The following is a 16,484-nucleotide window of genomic DNA, read 5'->3' as shown; positions in this document are numbered from 1 at the left end:
CCCCAAAAAAAAACCCGCATATGATGCGGGTTTTTTTTGCGCTAGCGTTCAGTCAGAACGTCTCGATCTCTGCGTTTTCATGCAGCATTTGGCGGTAGGCAGCGAAATCCTGTTGACCACTGCGTGAAGCCAGGAAGCGACGATAGTTCTGCTTGTCTTCCTCCGAGAGTTCGGCTTTTGGCTCGCTTACACCGCTTAGACGAACCACGACGAAATCCCCGTCAGACAGACGCACACTGCCGTAACTCGGCTTGTCACTTGCCTCCGGTTTTGGCATCCGAAAGACTTGCTGAAGCACCGCCGGCTCAACCCCTTCCTGGCTACGCGAAGCAGCCTCGACCGGTTGCCACTGCTGCTCGACCTGCCCGCCATCACGCAGCGTAGCGATCAGCTGCTCGCCTTTCGCCAGCGCTTGCTCTGCAGCCTTGCTACTCTTGAGCTGAGCAATGATGTCGTCCTTCACTGCGTCGAAAGGCAACACTTCGGGTTGCAGGTGCTCTTTTACACGCACCGCAACGACGGTATCCGGATCCAGTTCGATCACACCACTATTAGCGCCGTCGACCAAAACCTCATCACTGAACGCAGCCTGGATAACCTGCCTATTCGCAGCGACGCCAGCCCCGCCCTCGCGCCCGAACGCCTCGGTCGTTTGCACTGAAAGTCCCAGTTCCTGGGCCGGCTGGAGAAGATCAGATGACTCAAACGCGGTGTCCTCGAGCTGCTTGCTAGCTTCAACAAAACGTTGTTCGACCTGCTGGGCCTTGAGTTCGCGCACCAGCTCCGGCTTCAAGCTTTCCAGTGTGGGGATCTCTGGTGACTGAACGCCAAGCAGCTTGATCAGGTGCCAGCCGAAGTCGGAACGAACCGGCGCAGAAACCTGACCTTCCTCCAGTCCGTAGAGCGCCTCCTCGAATGCCGGGTCATAAACGCCCGGACCGGCAAAGCCGAGATCGCCCCCTTCGTTCGCGGAACCTGGATCTTGTGAAAGCTCTTTAGCCAACGCCGAGAAGTCCTCGCCAGAGGCCAAACGCTTAGCTACCTCGTCGATCTTTTCCTTGGCAGTCGCATCGTCGCTGCCTTCGGTTTCGATCAGGATATGCGCCGCACGGCGTTGCTCTGCCAGGTTAGCAATGCGCTGCTGATACAGGTCCTTGATATCCTCCTCAGAAACCTCGACTTGATCAAAGAATGACTCTTTGTTCAGCTCGAGATACTCGAGGACAACCTGCTCAGGCGAGCGAAAACTGTCGGCATTCTTCTCGTAGTACTCCCGCGCCTCGTCATTGCTCACGTCAACCGCGGCGGTTTCAGCCGGCACGGTAATAGTTGCGAAATCACGTGTCTGCTGTTCCAGCCGAGCAAACGCTTCGATCTGCTCATCTGTTACGAAACCGGAACCGGATATGCCAGCGCGAAGCTGGCCAATCAACATTTCCTGCTTCAACAGCTCACGAAACTGCAGCCGGGTATAGCCCATCTGTTGAATGACCTGATCGAACCGTGCGGCATTGAACACGCCGTCGACGGCAAACTCAGGCGTCTGCAGGATCAGCTGATCAAGCGCTGCTTCCGAAAACGCGAAATCTGCATCGCGGGCGCCCTGCAGCAACAACGCTCGGTCAATAAGCGCACGCAGCGATGATTCGCGTACCAGCTTATCGTCCAGCATTGAGGGATCGAAGTTACCTCCGAGCTGCTGAGCCAGTTGGCGACGCTGCATGTTCATGGCCTGGTTGAGCTCGTCCAGTGAGATTTCCTCACCGTTGACCTCAGCGGCATTACGGCTATTGCTGGCCGCGTTGAAGATTGCATCAAAGCCGGTCAACGCCAACAGCATCACGATGATGCCAATGATGGTTTTGGCAATCCAGCCTTGTGAATTGTCCCTGATGTTCTGAAGCATGCGTCCCCCAGGAGTCAGCTGCGCGGTTTTCAGTGCAGCGCGGAATCCGGATAAAAAGAAAGGCGCATCCAGGGATGCGCCTTCTCGGAGCTTTTGGAGCAGTTGGGCCTATTCCCCCAAGCCCGATACAAGCAGTGCCTGTTCGAAAGACCGCTCCAAGCCAGGTCCAGCGCTAACTGGCAACTAGCCGGATCGAAAACGCTTAGTTAACGGCGTCTTTCAGAGCCTTGCCTGCCTTGAAGCCAGGGATCTTGGCTGCAGCGATGTCGATCGGCTTGCCAGTCTGAGGGTTGCGGCCAGTGCGCGCAGCGCGCTCCTTGACAGCAAAAGTACCGAAACCAACCAGCACCACGGAATCACCAGCCTTCAGAGCGCCTGTGACGGATTCAATTACTGCATCCAGCGCTCGGCCAGCAACAGCTTTCGGGATATCAGCAGATGCGGCGATAGCATCGATCAGTTCCGACTTGTTCACTCTAAGTCCCCTTATTTCTGTTGAGTCGTATCTTTAATTTTTTAGGTGTAAGCGAAGCGGTGCCGAAATAGCAACTACACAATAAGGCCGGCTTAAACAGAGGCCGCCGAATATGTGTCAACAAAGCCTTTCGGACTAATGCGTGCTGATTCGCTCCTTGGAATCAGACTCGCGCTTGTCATCCTTTGCAACAATATCAGGAGCCGCATCGGGCAAGGGCTCCGGCGCGTATTGCAGCGCAATTTGGAGGACTTCGTCAATCCACTTGACCGGTTTAATCTGCAGGTCCTGCTTAATATTGTCAGGAATCTCTTTCAGATCACGCTGATTTTCTTCCGGAATGATCACCGTCTTGATACCGCCACGGTGTGCCGCGAGCAGTTTCTCTTTCAAGCCACCGATAGCGAGGACCTGTCCACGCAGGGTAATTTCTCCGGTCATAGCGACCTCGGCCCGAACCGGAATTTGGGTCAATGCCGAGACCAGTGCGGTACACATACCGATCCCTGCGCTAGGACCATCTTTGGGCGTGGCACCTTCCGGGACATGGATATGGATATCCTGTTTCTCGTGAAAATCGACGGAGATACCAAGACTTTTAGCGCGACTACGCACCACCGTGAGGGCAGCCGTAATCGACTCCCCCATCACATCGCCCAATGACCCGGTTTTTGTCAGCCGACCCTTTCCAGGCACAACCGCAGCTTCGATGGTAAGTAGTTCGCCGCCCACCTGAGTCCATGCCAAGCCGGTAACCTGACCGACCTGGTCTTGCTGCTCGGCAAGCCCATAGCGGAATTTGCGAACGCCCAGGAAGTGCTCCAGCGACTCTGCAGTCACCTTGACTTCAAAGCTCTTCTCGGCCGCATGCTCCTTCACTACCTTGCGGCATACTTTCGCTATCTGCCGCTCCAGCCCGCGAACCCCGGCCTCGCGAGTGTAATAGCGAATGATGTCGCGGATAGCCTCATCATCGAACAGCAGTTCGGTTTTCTTCAGCCCATTGGCCTGGACCTGCTTGGGGACCAGGTAGCGAATGGCGATGTTGATCTTCTCGTCTTCCGTATAGCCGGGCAGCCGAATGATTTCCATGCGATCAAGCAGCGGGGCTGGGATGTTCATGGAGTTCGCGGTGCACAGGAACATCACGTCGGACAGGTCGTAGTCGACTTCCAGATAGTGATCGTTGAAGTTGTGATTCTGTTCAGGATCAAGGACTTCAAGCAGAGCAGATGCAGGATCTCCACGCATGTCATTGCCCATCTTGTCGATCTCGTCGAGCAAGAACAGGGGGTTACGAACCCCGACTTTGCTCATCTTCTGAATCAACCGACCGGGCATAGAGCCGATATAGGTGCGACGATGTCCGCGAATCTCGGCCTCGTCTCGTACCCCGCCCAGTGCCATACGCACAAATTTACGATTGGTCGAACGGGCAATGGATTCGGCGAGCGAAGTCTTACCCACGCCTGGCGGACCCACCAGACACAAAACCGGACCTTTCAGCTTCTTTACACGCTTCTGCACCGCGAGGTATTCGAGAATTCGGTCCTTGACCTCTTCCAGGCCATAGTGATCGGTATCCAGCACCTCCTCAGCCTTGGCGAGATCGAGGCGAACCTTGCTAGCCGCTTTCCACGGCACGTTGACCAACCAATCGATGTAAGTCCGCACTACGGTCGCTTCTGCCGACATAGGCGACATCTGCTTAAGCTTGTTCAGCTCTGTTGTCGCCTTGGCATAGGCGTCTTTGCTCAGCCCGGCATTCTCGATGCGCTTCTTGAGATCATCAACTTCGTTGTGGCCTTCATCGATGTCGCCCAGCTCTTTTTGAATGGCTTTCATTTGCTCATTCAAATAGTACTCACGCTGACTGCGCTCCATCTGCTTCTTGACGCGGCCACGGATGCGCTTCTCAACCTGCAGGAGGTCTATCTCAGCATCAAGCAAGGCCAGCACATGTTCGACACGAGCTGGCAGATCGGTGATTTCGAGAATCGCCTGCTTCTGCTCGATCTTGAGCGCCATGTGCGCGGCCATGGTGTCAACCAGACGCGCCGGCTCATCGATGCTTGCAAGAGAGGAAAGCACCTCTGAGGGGACCTTTTTACCCAATTGAACATACTGCTCGAACTGGCTCAGAAGACTGCGAGTAAAAACTTCCGCTTCGCGCTCTTCGATCTCCGACTCGTCGATCAGTGCAACCTCGGCTCGACAATGGTCCTCGACGTCGAAAAAGCGGTCGATGACGCCACGTTGCTCGCCTTCAACAAGCACTTTAACAGTGCCATCCGGCAGCTTCAGTAGTTGCAGCACCGTCGCGACTGTACCCACACGATAGAGCCCGTCTTCGCTTGGGTCGTCGTCGGCAGGGTTCTTCTGGGCCAAGAGCAATATCTGCTTGTCGCCAGCCATGGCGGCTTCAAGGGCCTCGATGGATTTTTCCCGCCCAACGAACAGCGGAATCACCATGTGCGGGTAGACCACTACGTCGCGCAGCGGCAAAAGGGGCAATTCGATGGTTGTCTTCATAAATTCAGCTCTACGACGGCCATACGGCGGTAAACGGGAAATTTATACCCTTGGCGATCAAGATGAGGGCGCGCAACGCAAAAAACAAGGAGTCTGTAGAAAAGCAAAGGGGCCCGGAGGCCCCTTGTTCTGTCACGCGTCAGGCGCGGCCTTGGCAGGCGGCTCGCTGTTCTCGTAGATCAGCAGCGGCTGAGATGTACCTTCGATGACGCTCTCGTCGATGACAACCTTGCTGACGTCCTTCTGGGAAGGAATCTCATACATGGTATCCAGCAACACACCCTCGAGAATCGAACGCAGACCTCGGGCACCCGTCTTGCGCTCTAGCGCCCGAGTTGCCACTGCTTTCAGGGCATCGTTACGGAACTCGAGATCAACACCTTCCAGCTCGAAAAGCTTGCTGTATTGCTTGGTCAGCGCGTTCTTCGGCTCGGTGAGGATCTGAATCAGCGCCGCCTCGTCGAGTTCATCAAGGGTTGCGATTACAGGCAGACGACCTACGAACTCAGGGATCAGACCAAACTTGACGAGATCGTCCGGCTCAACCGAGCGCAGCGACTCACCGATCTTCTTGCCCGGGTCCATGCTGCGTACTTCTGCATTGAAACCGATCCCGCCCTTGGTCGAACGGCCTTGAATAACCTTCTCGAGGCCGGCAAAGGCACCGCCGCAGATGAACAGAATGTTTCGTGTATCCACCTGCAGGAACTCCTGCTGCGGATGCTTACGACCACCCTGCGGCGGAACAGAGGCGACCGTGCCTTCGATCAGCTTCAGCAGCGCCTGTTGCACGCCTTCGCCCGATACATCACGGGTAATTGACGGGTTATCAGACTTGCGCGAAATCTTATCGATCTCATCGATATAGACGATACCCATCTGGGCTTTTTCTACATCGTAATCGCACTTCTGCAGCAGCTTCTGGATGATATTCTCAACGTCTTCGCCCACGTACCCGGCTTCAGTCAGCGTGGTAGCGTCGGCGATGGTGAAGGGAACATTCAACAACCGGGCCAGCGTCTCCGCAAGTAACGTCTTGCCTGAGCCGGTCGGCCCAATGAGCAGTATGTTGCTCTTGCCCAGCTCGACTTCTTCCTTCTTATCGCGCTGGTTGAGTCGTTTGTAATGGTTGTACACAGCCACAGCCAGGATCTTCTTCGCGCGCTCCTGACCAATCACGTACTGGTCGAGGATGCCGCTGATTTCCTTGGGAGCAGGCAGCTTTTGCGATGTGCTCTCGGCCTGTGCTTCTTGCACCTCCTCACGGATGATGTCATTGCAAAGGTCGACGCACTCGTCACAGATAAAAACCGAGGGGCCGGCAATCAACTTGCGTACTTCATGCTGGCTTTTGCCGCAGAAAGAGCAATAGAGCAGCTTGCCGGAATCCTCGCCGTTGCGGGTGTCAGTCATTCGATCGATCCAATCGGGGAAGGCTTGTAATACAAGATGAAGGCAAATGCAGGCATTTTCAAGGGCGCGCATAGCGCACATGACGGATGCCCGCTAACTACGACCTCCTAGACCAGCGTTAGACCGGCAACTGCCGCTTCTCATGAACCGCATCGACAACCCCGTATTCCAGTGCCCGTGTGGCACTCATGAAGTAGTCGCGATTGGTGTCGCGCTCAATCGTTTCCAGGTCCTGACCCGTATGGTGGGCCAGCAACTGATTCAGACGCTCGCGAATGAAAAGGATCTCACGGGCATGGATATCGATATCCGACGCCTGCCCTTGGAACCCACCAAGTGGCTGATGAATCATTACCCTTGCATTCGGAAGGCAGAATCTCTTGCCTTTGGCCCCGCCAGCCAGGAGGAATGCTCCCATGCTGCACGCCTGACCGATACAGGTTGTAGAAACATCTGCTTTGATGAACTGCATGGTGTCGTAGATAGCCATGCCGGCAGTCACCGACCCACCAGGCGAATTGATATACAGGTGAATATCCTTCTCTGGGTTTTCGGCCTCGAGGAACAGCATCTGCGCGACGATCAAGTTGGCCATGTAGTCTTCGACCTGGCCGACCATGAAGATCACCCGCTCTTTGAGGAGGCGGGAATAGATGTCGTACGCGCGCTCGCCACGAGCGGACTGCTCGATAACCATCGGCACGAGGCCGCCGGCGGCCTGAATGTCTGGTGCTTGCATAAACGGATTGCCGGACATGTCCAACGATACTCCCTAAATTACGCCGCAAAGACATAAGCCAGCTCGAGGCTGGCTTATGAATGTGCATTAAACGATTGAAGGATCTCAGGCAGCTTGCGGGGCTTCCGCAGGCTTCACTGCTTCTTCGTAGGAGACCGATTTGTCGGTCACTTTAGCCTGCTGCAGAACAGTATCTACAACTTGCTCTTCGAGCACAACAGACCGAACTTCGTTCAACTGCTCATCGTTCTTGTAGTACCAGGACACGACCTGCTCCGGCTCCTGATAAGCGGACGCCATTTCCTCGATCAACTCGCGGACGCGTGCATCGTCTGGCTTCAGCTCGTATTGCTTGACCACCTCGGCAACGATCAGGCCCAGCACGACACGGCGCTTGGCCTGCTCTTCGAACAACTCAGCAGGCAGCTGATCAGGTTTGATATTGCCGCCGAACTGTTGAACGGCCTGAACACGTAGACGGTTCACTTCGTTGTCGATCAGGGCCTTTGGCACTTCGACCGGGTTGGCGCTAACCAGACCTTCCATGACCTGGTTCTTGACCTTGGTCTTGATAGCCTGGCGCAGCTCGCGCTCCATGTTCTTCTTGACTTCAGCACGGAAGCCTTCAAGACCGCCTTCCTGCACGCCGAACTGAGCGAAGAACTCGTCATTCAGCTCCGGCAGTTGCGGAGCCTCTACGCTGTTGACAGTAACAGTGAATTCAGCCGTTTTTCCTGCCAGATCTAGATTCTGATAGTCCTCGGGGAAGGTCGGATTGATGACCTTCTCTTCGCCTGCCTTGGCGCCAACCAGTGCGGACTCGAAGCCAGGAATCATACGACCGGAGCCCAGAACAAGCTGCGTACCCTGCGCCGAACCGCCAGCGAAAGCTTCACCGTCGATCTTTCCAACGAAATCGATGTTCAGCTGATCACCATCTTCGGCAGCACGATCAACCGTTTCAAAGCGGGTGTTCTGCTTGCGCAGGATTTCAAGCATGTTGTCTACGTCAGCATCAGCCACTTCAGCCTGCAGACGCTCGACTTCGATAGCGTCCAGACCGGCTACTTTGAATTCGGGGAACACTTCGAATGTTGCGACGTACTCCAGATCCTTGCCCTTTTCGAACACCTTAGGCTCGACCGCCGGAGCGCCAGCCGGGTTCAGCTTCTCGGCAACGACAGCCTCGTAGAAGGTAGCCTGAATAAGGTCACCCAATGCTTCCTGACGTGCAGCCGCCTCGTAACGCTGGCGGATAACGCTCATCGGCACCTTGCCGGGACGGAAGCCTGGGATCTTTGCACGGCTGGCGGTCTGTTGCAGACGCTTGTTGACTTCGGTCTCGATGCGCTCGACCGGCACGCCAATGGTCATGCGGCGCTCAAGAGCGGAGGTGCTTTCAACAGAAACTTGCATGGATTTTCCTCGTTGCACAGACATAAGCCGGCATTCCGGCCCCAGAATGGGCAAGCATTCTAGTGGCTCGTATCGGAGAAGTCACCCCGCTGATCAGGCACAAGAAAACAGAGTCGCGCGGGGTTCGTTTATAGCTGTCGAAACGCCAAACGCTACCAGCTGTACACGGCGCCGCTGACGCGATTCAAAAAACGGGATTGCAACCAACACACTCACCCAGCGCGGATGGGCAAAGCAGCCCGCCTACCGCGCCTTCTACAGAGGGTTGCCAGTGCAGCGCCAGCGTGAGTGGTCTATCTTCTATTTGCGCGGCTACCGATCCTGAACATGAAGGGTGAATGAACCATGGCCGATGATTTGGGAAAGCTGGTGTTAAGGGTTTCGCTGGGTGTGCTTATTCTCCTGCATGGCCTTTTCAAGCTGCAGAACGGTATCGATGGGATCGCAGGCATGCTAGCCAGTCATGGGCTGCCCGCTTTTTTCGCTTATGGCGTATATATAGGTGAGGTAATTGCGCCGGCGTTGGTGATTCTCGGCGTATTCACACGAATTGGTGCGTTGCTCATAGCAGGCAATATGCTCGTCGCATTTGGACTCGCCCATCTACAGGAGCTGTTCTCGCTCGGCCAAATGGGTGGCTGGGCCCTTGAGCTTCAAGGCATGTTTCTGTTTGGGTCAATCGCCGTCGCTCTGATCGGTGCGGGCAGGTTCAGTATTGGCGGGACCGGTGGGCGATATAACTGAAGAGAGCGCTTGCGGGTTCCGGCCCCGTCTGCAGACAGCTGTTACGCCTGTTACCTCTTCCAGACAAGGTCGGGTATTGAAGAGCATTGTCTGAGCCAGAATAAATCGCTAAGTGTTGGGCCGCTTCGGCTGCGAGATATTTATCACCTCAACGATCATGTCTATGACCAGCCCATGAACGCTCCCGTGCCAATACGTCAGCCCTGCCCGCCTGCCACCTGCATCTGCGGGCGCGATCAGTTGCTCGAAGCGTCCAGCAGCAGTGACCTGCGCATCCTCCGGCTGACCCGCCAGGAGGAGAACCGCTTGCTTTCCCGCTTGGAAAATCTGGAAGACCTAGCTGATCTTGAGCGCATGCAGCGACGAATCTACGAACAGCTCGGGGTTCGCCTTCATATCGCACCGGGCTTCAACGAAGTGCGCAGCATGCGCGGCATCCACATTGACATTGAGGAGTTACCAGGCTTGTGCCGCAAGACCCGGCAGTCGATCCCGGCGGCGATCCGTCGCGGCCTGGAAAAGCGCCCGGAAATCGCCTTCAGCTTGCTTAACGCGCACGACCTGTTGCGCGATGCGTGACAATACCTGCGCAACGACCGAAGGCCCCGGCGATGGAACTCGTTGCCGCCATCTGCGATAGTTGTACGACCAGCTTATTCGGCTGGCCTGCCGCCGGCCCACAAGGCTGGCACTCTTGTGACGCCTTGCGAGTTTTGCTGCTTCCTACCGTCGGCAGCCTGCCGCGTCCTTCGCGCCACCCGCGCGTTTCGATGGCTCACCTGCCATCACTAAGCCGATCGCTGTTGTCGGTGCTCGACCGTTCGTCAATAACAACCAAAAGACCGATCCGAACAAGGACGCCTCATGAAATTGACTCGTTGCTTAACTGCGCTGACTGCCGCCGTTGCGCTCTCTGCCACCTTCGCCGCTTCGGCTCGTGAATACTCCGTTTCCACTGTGCTTTCCGACGCCTTCCCGTGGGGCCAGGCCGCCCAGAAGTGGGCTGACCTGGTTGAGGAGCGCTCAAACGGCGAAATCACCCTGCGTGTATACCCCAACGCACAACTGGTCGCGGGCGACCAGACCAAGGAATTCTCCGCGATGCGTTCCGGATTGATCGACATGGCTGTCGGATCGACCATCAACTGGTCTCCACAAGTTCCGGAGCTCAACCTCTTCTCCCTGCCCTTCCTAATGGCAGATAGCGCCGACCTTGACGCCATCACGCAGGGGAATGCCGGCGAGCAAGCATTCGCCGCCATTGAGAAGCGCGGCATCGTTCCTCTGGCCTGGGGTGAGAATGGTTTCCGGGAGATATCCAACTCGGTCAAGCACGTAAAGACGCCCGCCGATTTGAAAGGCCTGAAGATCCGTGTAGTAGGTTCCCCTCTCTTTCAAGACACCTTCACCGCACTGGGCGCCAATCCGACCCAGATGAGCTGGGCAGACGCCAAACCCGCATTGACCACCGGCGCGGTTGATGGCCAGGAAAACCCGCTATCCGTATTCGATGTGGCCCGGGTCGATCAGGTCGGACAGAAATATCTGACGCTCTGGCATTACATGGCCGACCCGTTGATCTTCGCTGTCAACCAGCGCGTCTGGAAGGAACTGCCCGAAGCCGACCGCGAATTGCTGCGTCAGGCCGCGATAGACGCCGGCAAGTGGGAAATCGAGCTGTCGCGCAACAGCGAGGCCAAGCGCCTGGAAGACATTCGCGCGCGCGGCGTCGAGGTCACCGAGCTGAGCGAGGCCGAGCAAAAGGCGTTCGCTGACGCGACTCGCAGCGTGCAGGATAAGTGGACATCGAAGATCGGTGCCGACCTAGTCGAAGCAGCCCGCACCGCCGTGGCAAAGTAAAAAACCGTTCAGCCCGGCCGCATGATGCAGCCGGGCGTCGAGGAAATTCATGAATAATCGACAGGACGTGCGCCTTGAGCGCGTGCTGGCTACCCTGGCGCTGGTGGTCATCAGCCTGATCAGTCTGGGCAATGTGGTAGTGCGCTACTTCACCGATGCCTCCTTCGCCTTTACCGAAGAAATCTCCGTTTTTCTCCTTGTGATTCTCACCTTTGCCGGTGCGTCGGTGGCCATACGCGGCAACCGCCACATCCGCATCGGTTTTGCTGAGCGAATCTTTCCGCGCCTGCGTACTCCGCTGATCTTGTTGCAGTGGCTGGCCTGCGTATCGGTGCTCGGCATGGTGCTCTGGTACGGCGGACAATTCGCACTGGAGGAATACCAGTGGGAATCCGAATCACCCGGACTCGGGCTGCCGAACTGGTGGTACGTGGTCTGGCTGCCACTGCTCGCACTGCTGATGGTTGTGCGTTTGACCCAAATGACGATCGACCGGTTGCGCGGGAGGCTCACCGATGAGCCCTGACCTCTGGATGCTTGCCAGCTTCCTGCTGCTGTTGATGGTTGGCGTACCGGTTGCATTTTCCCTGGCGCTCTCCGGCGCCATTGGCATCGTTGCAGGCCTTTCACCGGACATGCTTGCGACGCTTGGTACCAACACCTACAACGGCGTCGCCAAATACCCCCTGATAGCGATTCCGCTGTTCATCCTTACCGGCCTGGTATTCGAAAAATCTGGCGTCGCGCTGCGTCTGGTGCGCTTCGCTCAGGCCTTGATCGGTCCACGCCATGGCGGTCTGGCGATGGTCGCAATCCTGGTCTGCCTGATCATGGGCGGTATGAGCGGCTCCGGCCCGGCCGATGCGGCGGCGGTTGCCATGGTGATGCTGCCGAGCATGACTCGCGCTGGCTATCCCAAGCCATTCTCGGCAACGCTGATAGCCGCGTCCGCCTCGACAGCGATTCTGATCCCACCGTCCATTGCGCTGATTCTCTATTCCATCGTGGTTCCTGGCGTCGACCTACGAGCGCTGTTTGCAGCCGGCCTTTTCCCGGGAATTATTGCAGGCCTCGTGTTGCTGCTACCGGCCTGGCTATTGGCGCGCCGTTACGGCTGGGAGAACCCGGAAGGGGCTGAACGCCCGCCGCTTGGTGAAAGCTTTCGTCAAGCCTTACCGGCACTCTTCGCCCCCGTTTTGATTCTAGGCGGTTTGCGCAGCGGCCTGTTTACCCCCACCGAAGCCGCAGTGGCCGGCGTGACCTATGGCGTGGTCATCGGCTTGTTCGTTACACGCGAGCTGGACTGGCGGAACCTGTGGCGGCTCTGCGGCGAGGCCGCAGTGGTTTCAGGTGTAGTGATGCTGATCATCGCGCTGGCCGGGATATTCGCCTGGGCCGGCACCATGCTGGGTACTTTCCGCCATCTGGCCGAATGGCTCATATCGCTATCTGACAACAGTGCGGTGCTGTTGATCCTGGTGATGATCGCAGTGCTGCTGGCCGGGATGCTGCTGGATGCGATTTCCATCTATCTAATCCTGATGCCGATCCTGATTCCCGTGATGCAACACTTCGGCTGGAATCCGGTGTGGTTCGGCATATTACTGGCAATGAACATTGCCATCGGGCAGTTCACCCCTCCCGTAGCGATAAACCTGCTGGTCACCGCCGAGGTTGCCAAAATCCGCTTGGAGCAAACGGTCGGCTGGGCCATGCTGTTCGTTCTGGTGATGGGCAGCGCGCTCATCCTGGTGGCAGTCTTTCCTGAAATCGCGCTGTGGCTGCCTCGAATACTGGGTTATGCGGTCTAGGTCAGCCGGCCTGCCCAATCAGGCACATGGAGAGTTCGAGTAGACCCGTGAAAACAGGCAATCGCGGTCATCGAGATCGTCTGTTTTCAAGCATGGTTTAGCTCCGCACGCTTAATTCGAACACTTCACCGGTACAGCCCTTCACGGGTCAGCCACCTATCGCGGCCAATTCTGGCCGCTGATGGTCCACCGAGGGCTTCTGCTGAATCTTTGCAGTCGGAGCACGTTGCTGCATGATGATGTCCAGCGCACGGCTGGGCAGGATATCGATGTCATCGAAGGTAATGAGCTGACCGGGTTCGACCGCGCGCCGCAGGGCCGTCTTGCGCAGCAAGCCAATCGGGACGTGATCCGGATGCTGGTCGAGCTTCAATGCTTCGCCGCGAAACTGGAATCCACCGATACCCCGCTCGATCAACTCACCTGGGCGCATGGCTCGCTTGGCAATTGCCCCCACGCCGAGGGTTGGTGCGATGGAGTTGTTCAACAGTACACCGCCACCACCGAGCACTCGACGCACGGTTTTGCCGACTTCGAGCGAACAGAGATGGAACGGGCGCACCAGCGTGTAATAAGGACCAGGGCCAAGCTTGAAATACTCGATAGCGGCACGCTGGTCGTCATCATGGCGACAGACCATAAACACTCCGCCAGCGGAATATCCGGAGGGGATCACGTAATCGACGAAGGGTTGCCCTAACCGTTCGGCCATCATACCGAGCAGATTGCCGGATTCAGTCAGATTGGTCGAAGCCAGGCCTTCCAAGCCCTGCTTTGTAATGGTCGCGCCGAGGCCGTTGCCGACAATGACCTGCTCGATCTGTACCTTGGTGCCGTCCGTGAAAGAAGTGGTCTGGTCTACGCTTATGCCTTGGCGCTTTGCCCAGTACCTCATGTCCTCGACCGAAGGGTTGTGGTTTAGATAGCCCTTCATATTGCCGTAGACCAACGGTTTGAAGCCCATCATCAAGGCCTCTTCATGAAGGGCAGCCAATGAACCCGGCTGGTCCCCCTCGGCCTCGGTGATGAAGCCTTTTGCAGCCAGGTACGACCCCGTGGTGACCTGCAGCTCAGCGTTGATTGTCACCACCGGCAGACCCGCTTCGAAAGCACGTTCAATGACCTCGGTGCCATGAAATACATCGCCGCTGCATTCCACGATCAGGTCTGCACCATCAATCAGATGGTCAATAGAATTGGTGAGTCGCTCAGGAAGCGGGAAATCAGTAAAGGAGTTTAACGGGCGACGGGTCAGGACTCGCGAGATTTCAAGATCCTGATAATGCTGCTTGATTAGCCGAATAAAGCAGTGGGCAATCATCCCTGTGCCGGATACACCGATCTTTTTCTTAATCTGCGAGGTAGACATAAGCGAATCCATTCAATGGGCAACGATGCTCTGACCGCAACGACAGAAAAAGATTTAACGGCGCTTTAAATCTGGCCTGTCGGTGAGGCAAAACACGGTTGCGTTAGCAAAAACCAGCTACCTGAAAGCTAAGCGTCAGCAGAGCGATTGAGCCAATTGATTAATGGCAAAAACAAGGGGTGAATCGGCTTTTTTTTGTCGCCAATATCCAGAAGCAAAGGAAGCGGCGTTGCACCGCTTCCTATCGGCAGAGCTTAGTTAAGCGCCGCAATCGCTGCGTCGTAGTTCGGCTCGCTACCGATCTCGGCGACCAGCTCGCTGTGAAGCACCTGATCCTGCTCGTCCAGTACCACAACAGCACGAGCCGAGACACCGGCTAGTGGGCCGTTTGCAACCAAAACGCCGTACTGCTCAAGAAACTCGCGTCCGCGCATGGTCGAGAGATTGATGACATTCTCTAGCCCTTCAGCGCCGCAGAATCGCTTCTGCGCGAAGGGCAAGTCAGCAGAGATGCATAGGACCACGGTATTAGCCAGTTCGTTGGCCTGCGCATTGAACTTGCGCACCGAGGTCGCACAAGTCGGCGTATCGATACTCGGGAAGATGTTCAGGATCTTGCGCTTGCCCGCAAAGCTGGCAAGCGTCACATCGGATAGATCGCCACCTACCAGGCTGAACGGCGCGGCCTTCTGGCCGACCTGCGGAAAGTTACCGGCAACCTGAATCGGATTGCCTTTCAGGGTTACTTCAGTCATGTCTAATTCCTCTCAGTCATGGGCCGCGCGCATCGCAACGGCCCGGGTTATCAGGCTGCCTGGTTTCGGGCGAAGTATTCCTTGGTCAACTTGACTACCACAGGGCTCAGCAGCAACAGTGCAACAAGGTTGGGAATTGCCATCAGACCATTCAGGGTGTCTGCCAACAACCAGGCGAAATCGAGCTGGGCGATTGCACCGAACGGCACAGCCAAGACCCAGATGATGCGGAACGGCCAGATCGCCTTGGTGCCGACCAAAAATTCCCAGCATTTCTCGCCGAAATAACTCCAGCCAAGGATGGTGGTGAAAGCGAACACAACCAGCGCGATCGTCAGCAGCGCGGCACCAACACCGGGCATGGCCGATTCGAAGGCTGCAGCGGACAGTGCCGCCCCGCTTTCGCCACCGGTCCAGACACCTGAGCAGATGATCGCTAGACCGGTGATCGAGCAGATGATGATGGTGTCGATAAAGGTACCCATCATGCCGATAAGCCCCGAGCGTACCGAGCTCTTGGTCGTACCGGCAGCCTGTGCGATACCGGCCGTGCCCAGCCCCGCCTCGTTGGAAAAGATGCCCCGCGCCACACCGAAGCGAATTGCGGCCATCACTGCCGCGCCGGCAAAGCCGCCAGTGGCAGCGATCGGCGAGAAGGCATGGGTGAAGATCAGCTCGAACGCGGCGGGAATCTCAGCGGCATGCACCACCAGCACGACGATGCCGGCGATGACATACGCAACGCACATGAACGGCACCAGGGCAGCAGCCACTGCACCAATACGCTTGATGCCCCCTAGAATGACCAGCCCCACGAACAGCATTGTGACCAGACCGGTCAGCCACAGCGGTACCGAGAAGGTCGACTCCAGCGCCAGCGCCATGCTGTTTACCTGGACCATGTTGCCGATGCCGAACCCAGCCAGACCGCCAAAGATGGCAAAGGCGCCACCCAGCCAAAGCCAGCGCTTGTGCAAGCCATTCTTGATGGCATACATCGGTCCACCGACGTGCTCACCACGATCATCCTTCTCGCGGTAATGCACTGCCAGCACCACCTCGCAATACTTGGTCGCCATCCCTACAAGTGCCGTGCACCACATCCAGAACAGCGCACCCGGACCGCCGAGAAAGATCGCCGTCGCGACGCCCGCAATGTTACCGGTACCCACGGTAGCGGCCAGGCAGGTCATCAACGCCTGAAAAGGGCTGATCTCACCTGTTTCCTCATCGCCTTTGGCACGTCCGCGCCAGATCAGCGCAAAGCCCGTGCCGATACGCGCCAATGGCATGAACTTGAGCATGACCATAAGAAAGAAACCAGTACCGAGGATCAGTACCAGCATGGGCGGTCCCCAGACGAGACCGTTGACGCTATTAACCAGGTTTTGCAGGAATTCCATTCAAGGCACCCTTATTGATTATGTTAGACATCCTTGCCCGAGCGGGCCGAATCGGTACGAG

General features: G+C 56.9%; 14 protein-coding genes. 5 read left to right on the top strand and 9 right to left on the bottom strand.

Annotated elements, in window-relative coordinates:
- Positions 1-52: 52 nt before the first annotated feature.
- From ACSSNI_RS05885 to tig, 6 genes are all read right to left on the bottom strand, one after another.
- Positions 53-1,906, bottom strand: coding sequence for a SurA N-terminal domain-containing protein (locus ACSSNI_RS05885; RefSeq protein ID WP_200636914.1), 1,854 nt, complete (start codon positions 1,904-1,906; stop codon positions 53-55).
- 202 nt (positions 1,907-2,108) lie between these two features.
- On the bottom strand, positions 2,109-2,381 hold the full coding sequence (gene hupB / locus ACSSNI_RS05880) for a nucleoid-associated protein HU-beta (protein ID WP_019339231.1): 273 nt from the start codon (positions 2,379-2,381) through the stop codon (positions 2,109-2,111).
- 135 nt (positions 2,382-2,516) lie between these two features.
- On the bottom strand, positions 2,517-4,913 hold the full coding sequence (lon, locus tag ACSSNI_RS05875; protein ID WP_148924105.1) for an endopeptidase La: 2,397 nt from the start codon (positions 4,911-4,913) through the stop codon (positions 2,517-2,519).
- Positions 4,914-5,045: 132 nt separating this feature from the next.
- Positions 5,046-6,326 carry an ATP-dependent Clp protease ATP-binding subunit ClpX gene (gene clpX / locus ACSSNI_RS05870; RefSeq protein WP_102835360.1) on the bottom strand — a complete coding sequence of 427 codons (1,281 nt, stop codon included), beginning with the start codon at positions 6,324-6,326 and terminating at the stop codon, positions 5,046-5,048.
- A gap of 118 nt (positions 6,327-6,444) precedes the next feature.
- Entirely contained in the window at positions 6,445-7,083 is a 639-nt protein-coding gene (gene clpP, locus ACSSNI_RS05865; protein ID WP_073300029.1) for an ATP-dependent Clp endopeptidase proteolytic subunit ClpP, read from the bottom strand.
- Positions 7,084-7,170: 87 nt separating this feature from the next.
- Positions 7,171-8,481, bottom strand: a complete 1,311-nt coding sequence (gene tig, locus ACSSNI_RS05860; protein WP_200636916.1) for a trigger factor — start codon at positions 8,479-8,481, stop codon at positions 7,171-7,173.
- Positions 8,482-8,826: 345 nt separating this feature from the next.
- Between tig and ACSSNI_RS05855 the strand changes: the two genes are divergently transcribed.
- The 5 genes from ACSSNI_RS05855 (at position 8,827) to ACSSNI_RS05835 (ending at position 12,896) form a co-directional block, all read left to right on the top strand.
- Positions 8,827-9,225 (top strand): DoxX family protein, encoded by a 399-nt coding sequence (locus ACSSNI_RS05855; protein ID WP_200636917.1) that lies wholly within the window; start codon positions 8,827-8,829, stop codon positions 9,223-9,225.
- A gap of 174 nt (positions 9,226-9,399) precedes the next feature.
- Positions 9,400-9,804, top strand: a complete 405-nt coding sequence (locus ACSSNI_RS05850; RefSeq protein WP_200636918.1) for a hypothetical protein — start codon at positions 9,400-9,402, stop codon at positions 9,802-9,804.
- A 285-nt stretch (positions 9,805-10,089) separates the two neighbouring features.
- On the top strand, positions 10,090-11,085 hold the full coding sequence (locus ACSSNI_RS05845) for a DctP family TRAP transporter solute-binding subunit (RefSeq protein ID WP_200636919.1): 996 nt from the start codon (positions 10,090-10,092) through the stop codon (positions 11,083-11,085).
- Between the two features lie 49 nt (positions 11,086-11,134).
- The gene (locus tag ACSSNI_RS05840; RefSeq protein WP_200636920.1) at positions 11,135-11,611 is read left to right on the top strand and encodes a TRAP transporter small permease; all 477 of its coding nucleotides are present in this window, start codon (positions 11,135-11,137) and stop codon (positions 11,609-11,611) included.
- Complete coding sequence (locus ACSSNI_RS05835; RefSeq protein WP_200636921.1) at positions 11,601-12,896, top strand: TRAP transporter large permease; 1,296 nt, start codon at positions 11,601-11,603, stop codon at positions 12,894-12,896. Before ACSSNI_RS05840 ends, ACSSNI_RS05835 begins: the two co-directional genes overlap by 11 nt.
- Before the next feature lie 148 nt (positions 12,897-13,044).
- On the opposite strand, the gene ACSSNI_RS05830 is transcribed toward ACSSNI_RS05835, so the two are convergent.
- The 3 genes from ACSSNI_RS05830 to ACSSNI_RS05820 form a co-directional block, all read right to left on the bottom strand.
- A complete protein-coding gene (locus ACSSNI_RS05830; protein ID WP_200637150.1) occupies positions 13,045-14,217 on the bottom strand; it encodes an NAD(P)-dependent oxidoreductase in 1,173 nt (390 codons plus the stop codon).
- 302 nt (positions 14,218-14,519) lie between these two features.
- On the bottom strand, positions 14,520-15,020 hold the full coding sequence (gene tpx, locus ACSSNI_RS05825) for a thiol peroxidase (protein WP_200636922.1): 501 nt from the start codon (positions 15,018-15,020) through the stop codon (positions 14,520-14,522).
- Positions 15,021-15,070: 50 nt separating this feature from the next.
- On the bottom strand, positions 15,071-16,423 hold the full coding sequence (locus ACSSNI_RS05820; RefSeq protein ID WP_200636924.1) for an alanine/glycine:cation symporter family protein: 1,353 nt from the start codon (positions 16,421-16,423) through the stop codon (positions 15,071-15,073).
- Positions 16,424-16,484 lie beyond the last annotated feature (61 nt).

It is taken from the genome of Stutzerimonas tianxiuensis, from assembly GCF_053470365.1.
Note: the sequence above shows the minus strand (reverse complement) of the source record. Positions and strands in the feature narration are given on the sequence as shown.

Bases quoted from the DNA above. Each gene is read 5' to 3' on its own strand.
- ACSSNI_RS05885 (WP_200636914.1), bottom strand. From the start codon at position 1,906: ATGCTTCAGAACATCAGGGACAATTCACAAGGCTGGATTGCCAAAACC.
- lon (WP_148924105.1), bottom strand. From the start codon at position 4,913: ATGAAGACAACCATCGAATTGCCCCTTTTGCCGCTGCGCGACGTAGTG.
- clpX (WP_102835360.1), bottom strand. From the start codon at position 6,326: ATGACTGACACCCGCAACGGCGAGGATTCCGGCAAGCTGCTCTATTGC.
- clpP (WP_073300029.1), bottom strand. From the start codon at position 7,083: ATGTCCGGCAATCCGTTTATGCAAGCACCAGACATTCAGGCCGCCGGC.
- tig (WP_200636916.1), bottom strand. From the start codon at position 8,481: ATGCAAGTTTCTGTTGAAAGCACCTCCGCTCTTGAGCGCCGCATGACC.
- ACSSNI_RS05855 (WP_200636917.1), top strand. From the start codon at position 8,827: ATGGCCGATGATTTGGGAAAGCTGGTGTTAAGGGTTTCGCTGGGTGTG.
- ACSSNI_RS05850 (WP_200636918.1), top strand. From the start codon at position 9,400: ATGAACGCTCCCGTGCCAATACGTCAGCCCTGCCCGCCTGCCACCTGC.
- ACSSNI_RS05845 (WP_200636919.1), top strand. From the start codon at position 10,090: ATGAAATTGACTCGTTGCTTAACTGCGCTGACTGCCGCCGTTGCGCTC.
- ACSSNI_RS05840 (WP_200636920.1), top strand. From the start codon at position 11,135: ATGAATAATCGACAGGACGTGCGCCTTGAGCGCGTGCTGGCTACCCTG.
- ACSSNI_RS05835 (WP_200636921.1), top strand. From the start codon at position 11,601: ATGAGCCCTGACCTCTGGATGCTTGCCAGCTTCCTGCTGCTGTTGATG.
- ACSSNI_RS05830 (WP_200637150.1), bottom strand. From the start codon at position 14,217: ATGATTGCCCACTGCTTTATTCGGCTAATCAAGCAGCATTATCAGGAT.
- tpx (WP_200636922.1), bottom strand. From the start codon at position 15,020: ATGACTGAAGTAACCCTGAAAGGCAATCCGATTCAGGTTGCCGGTAAC.
- ACSSNI_RS05820 (WP_200636924.1), bottom strand. From the start codon at position 16,423: ATGGAATTCCTGCAAAACCTGGTTAATAGCGTCAACGGTCTCGTCTGG.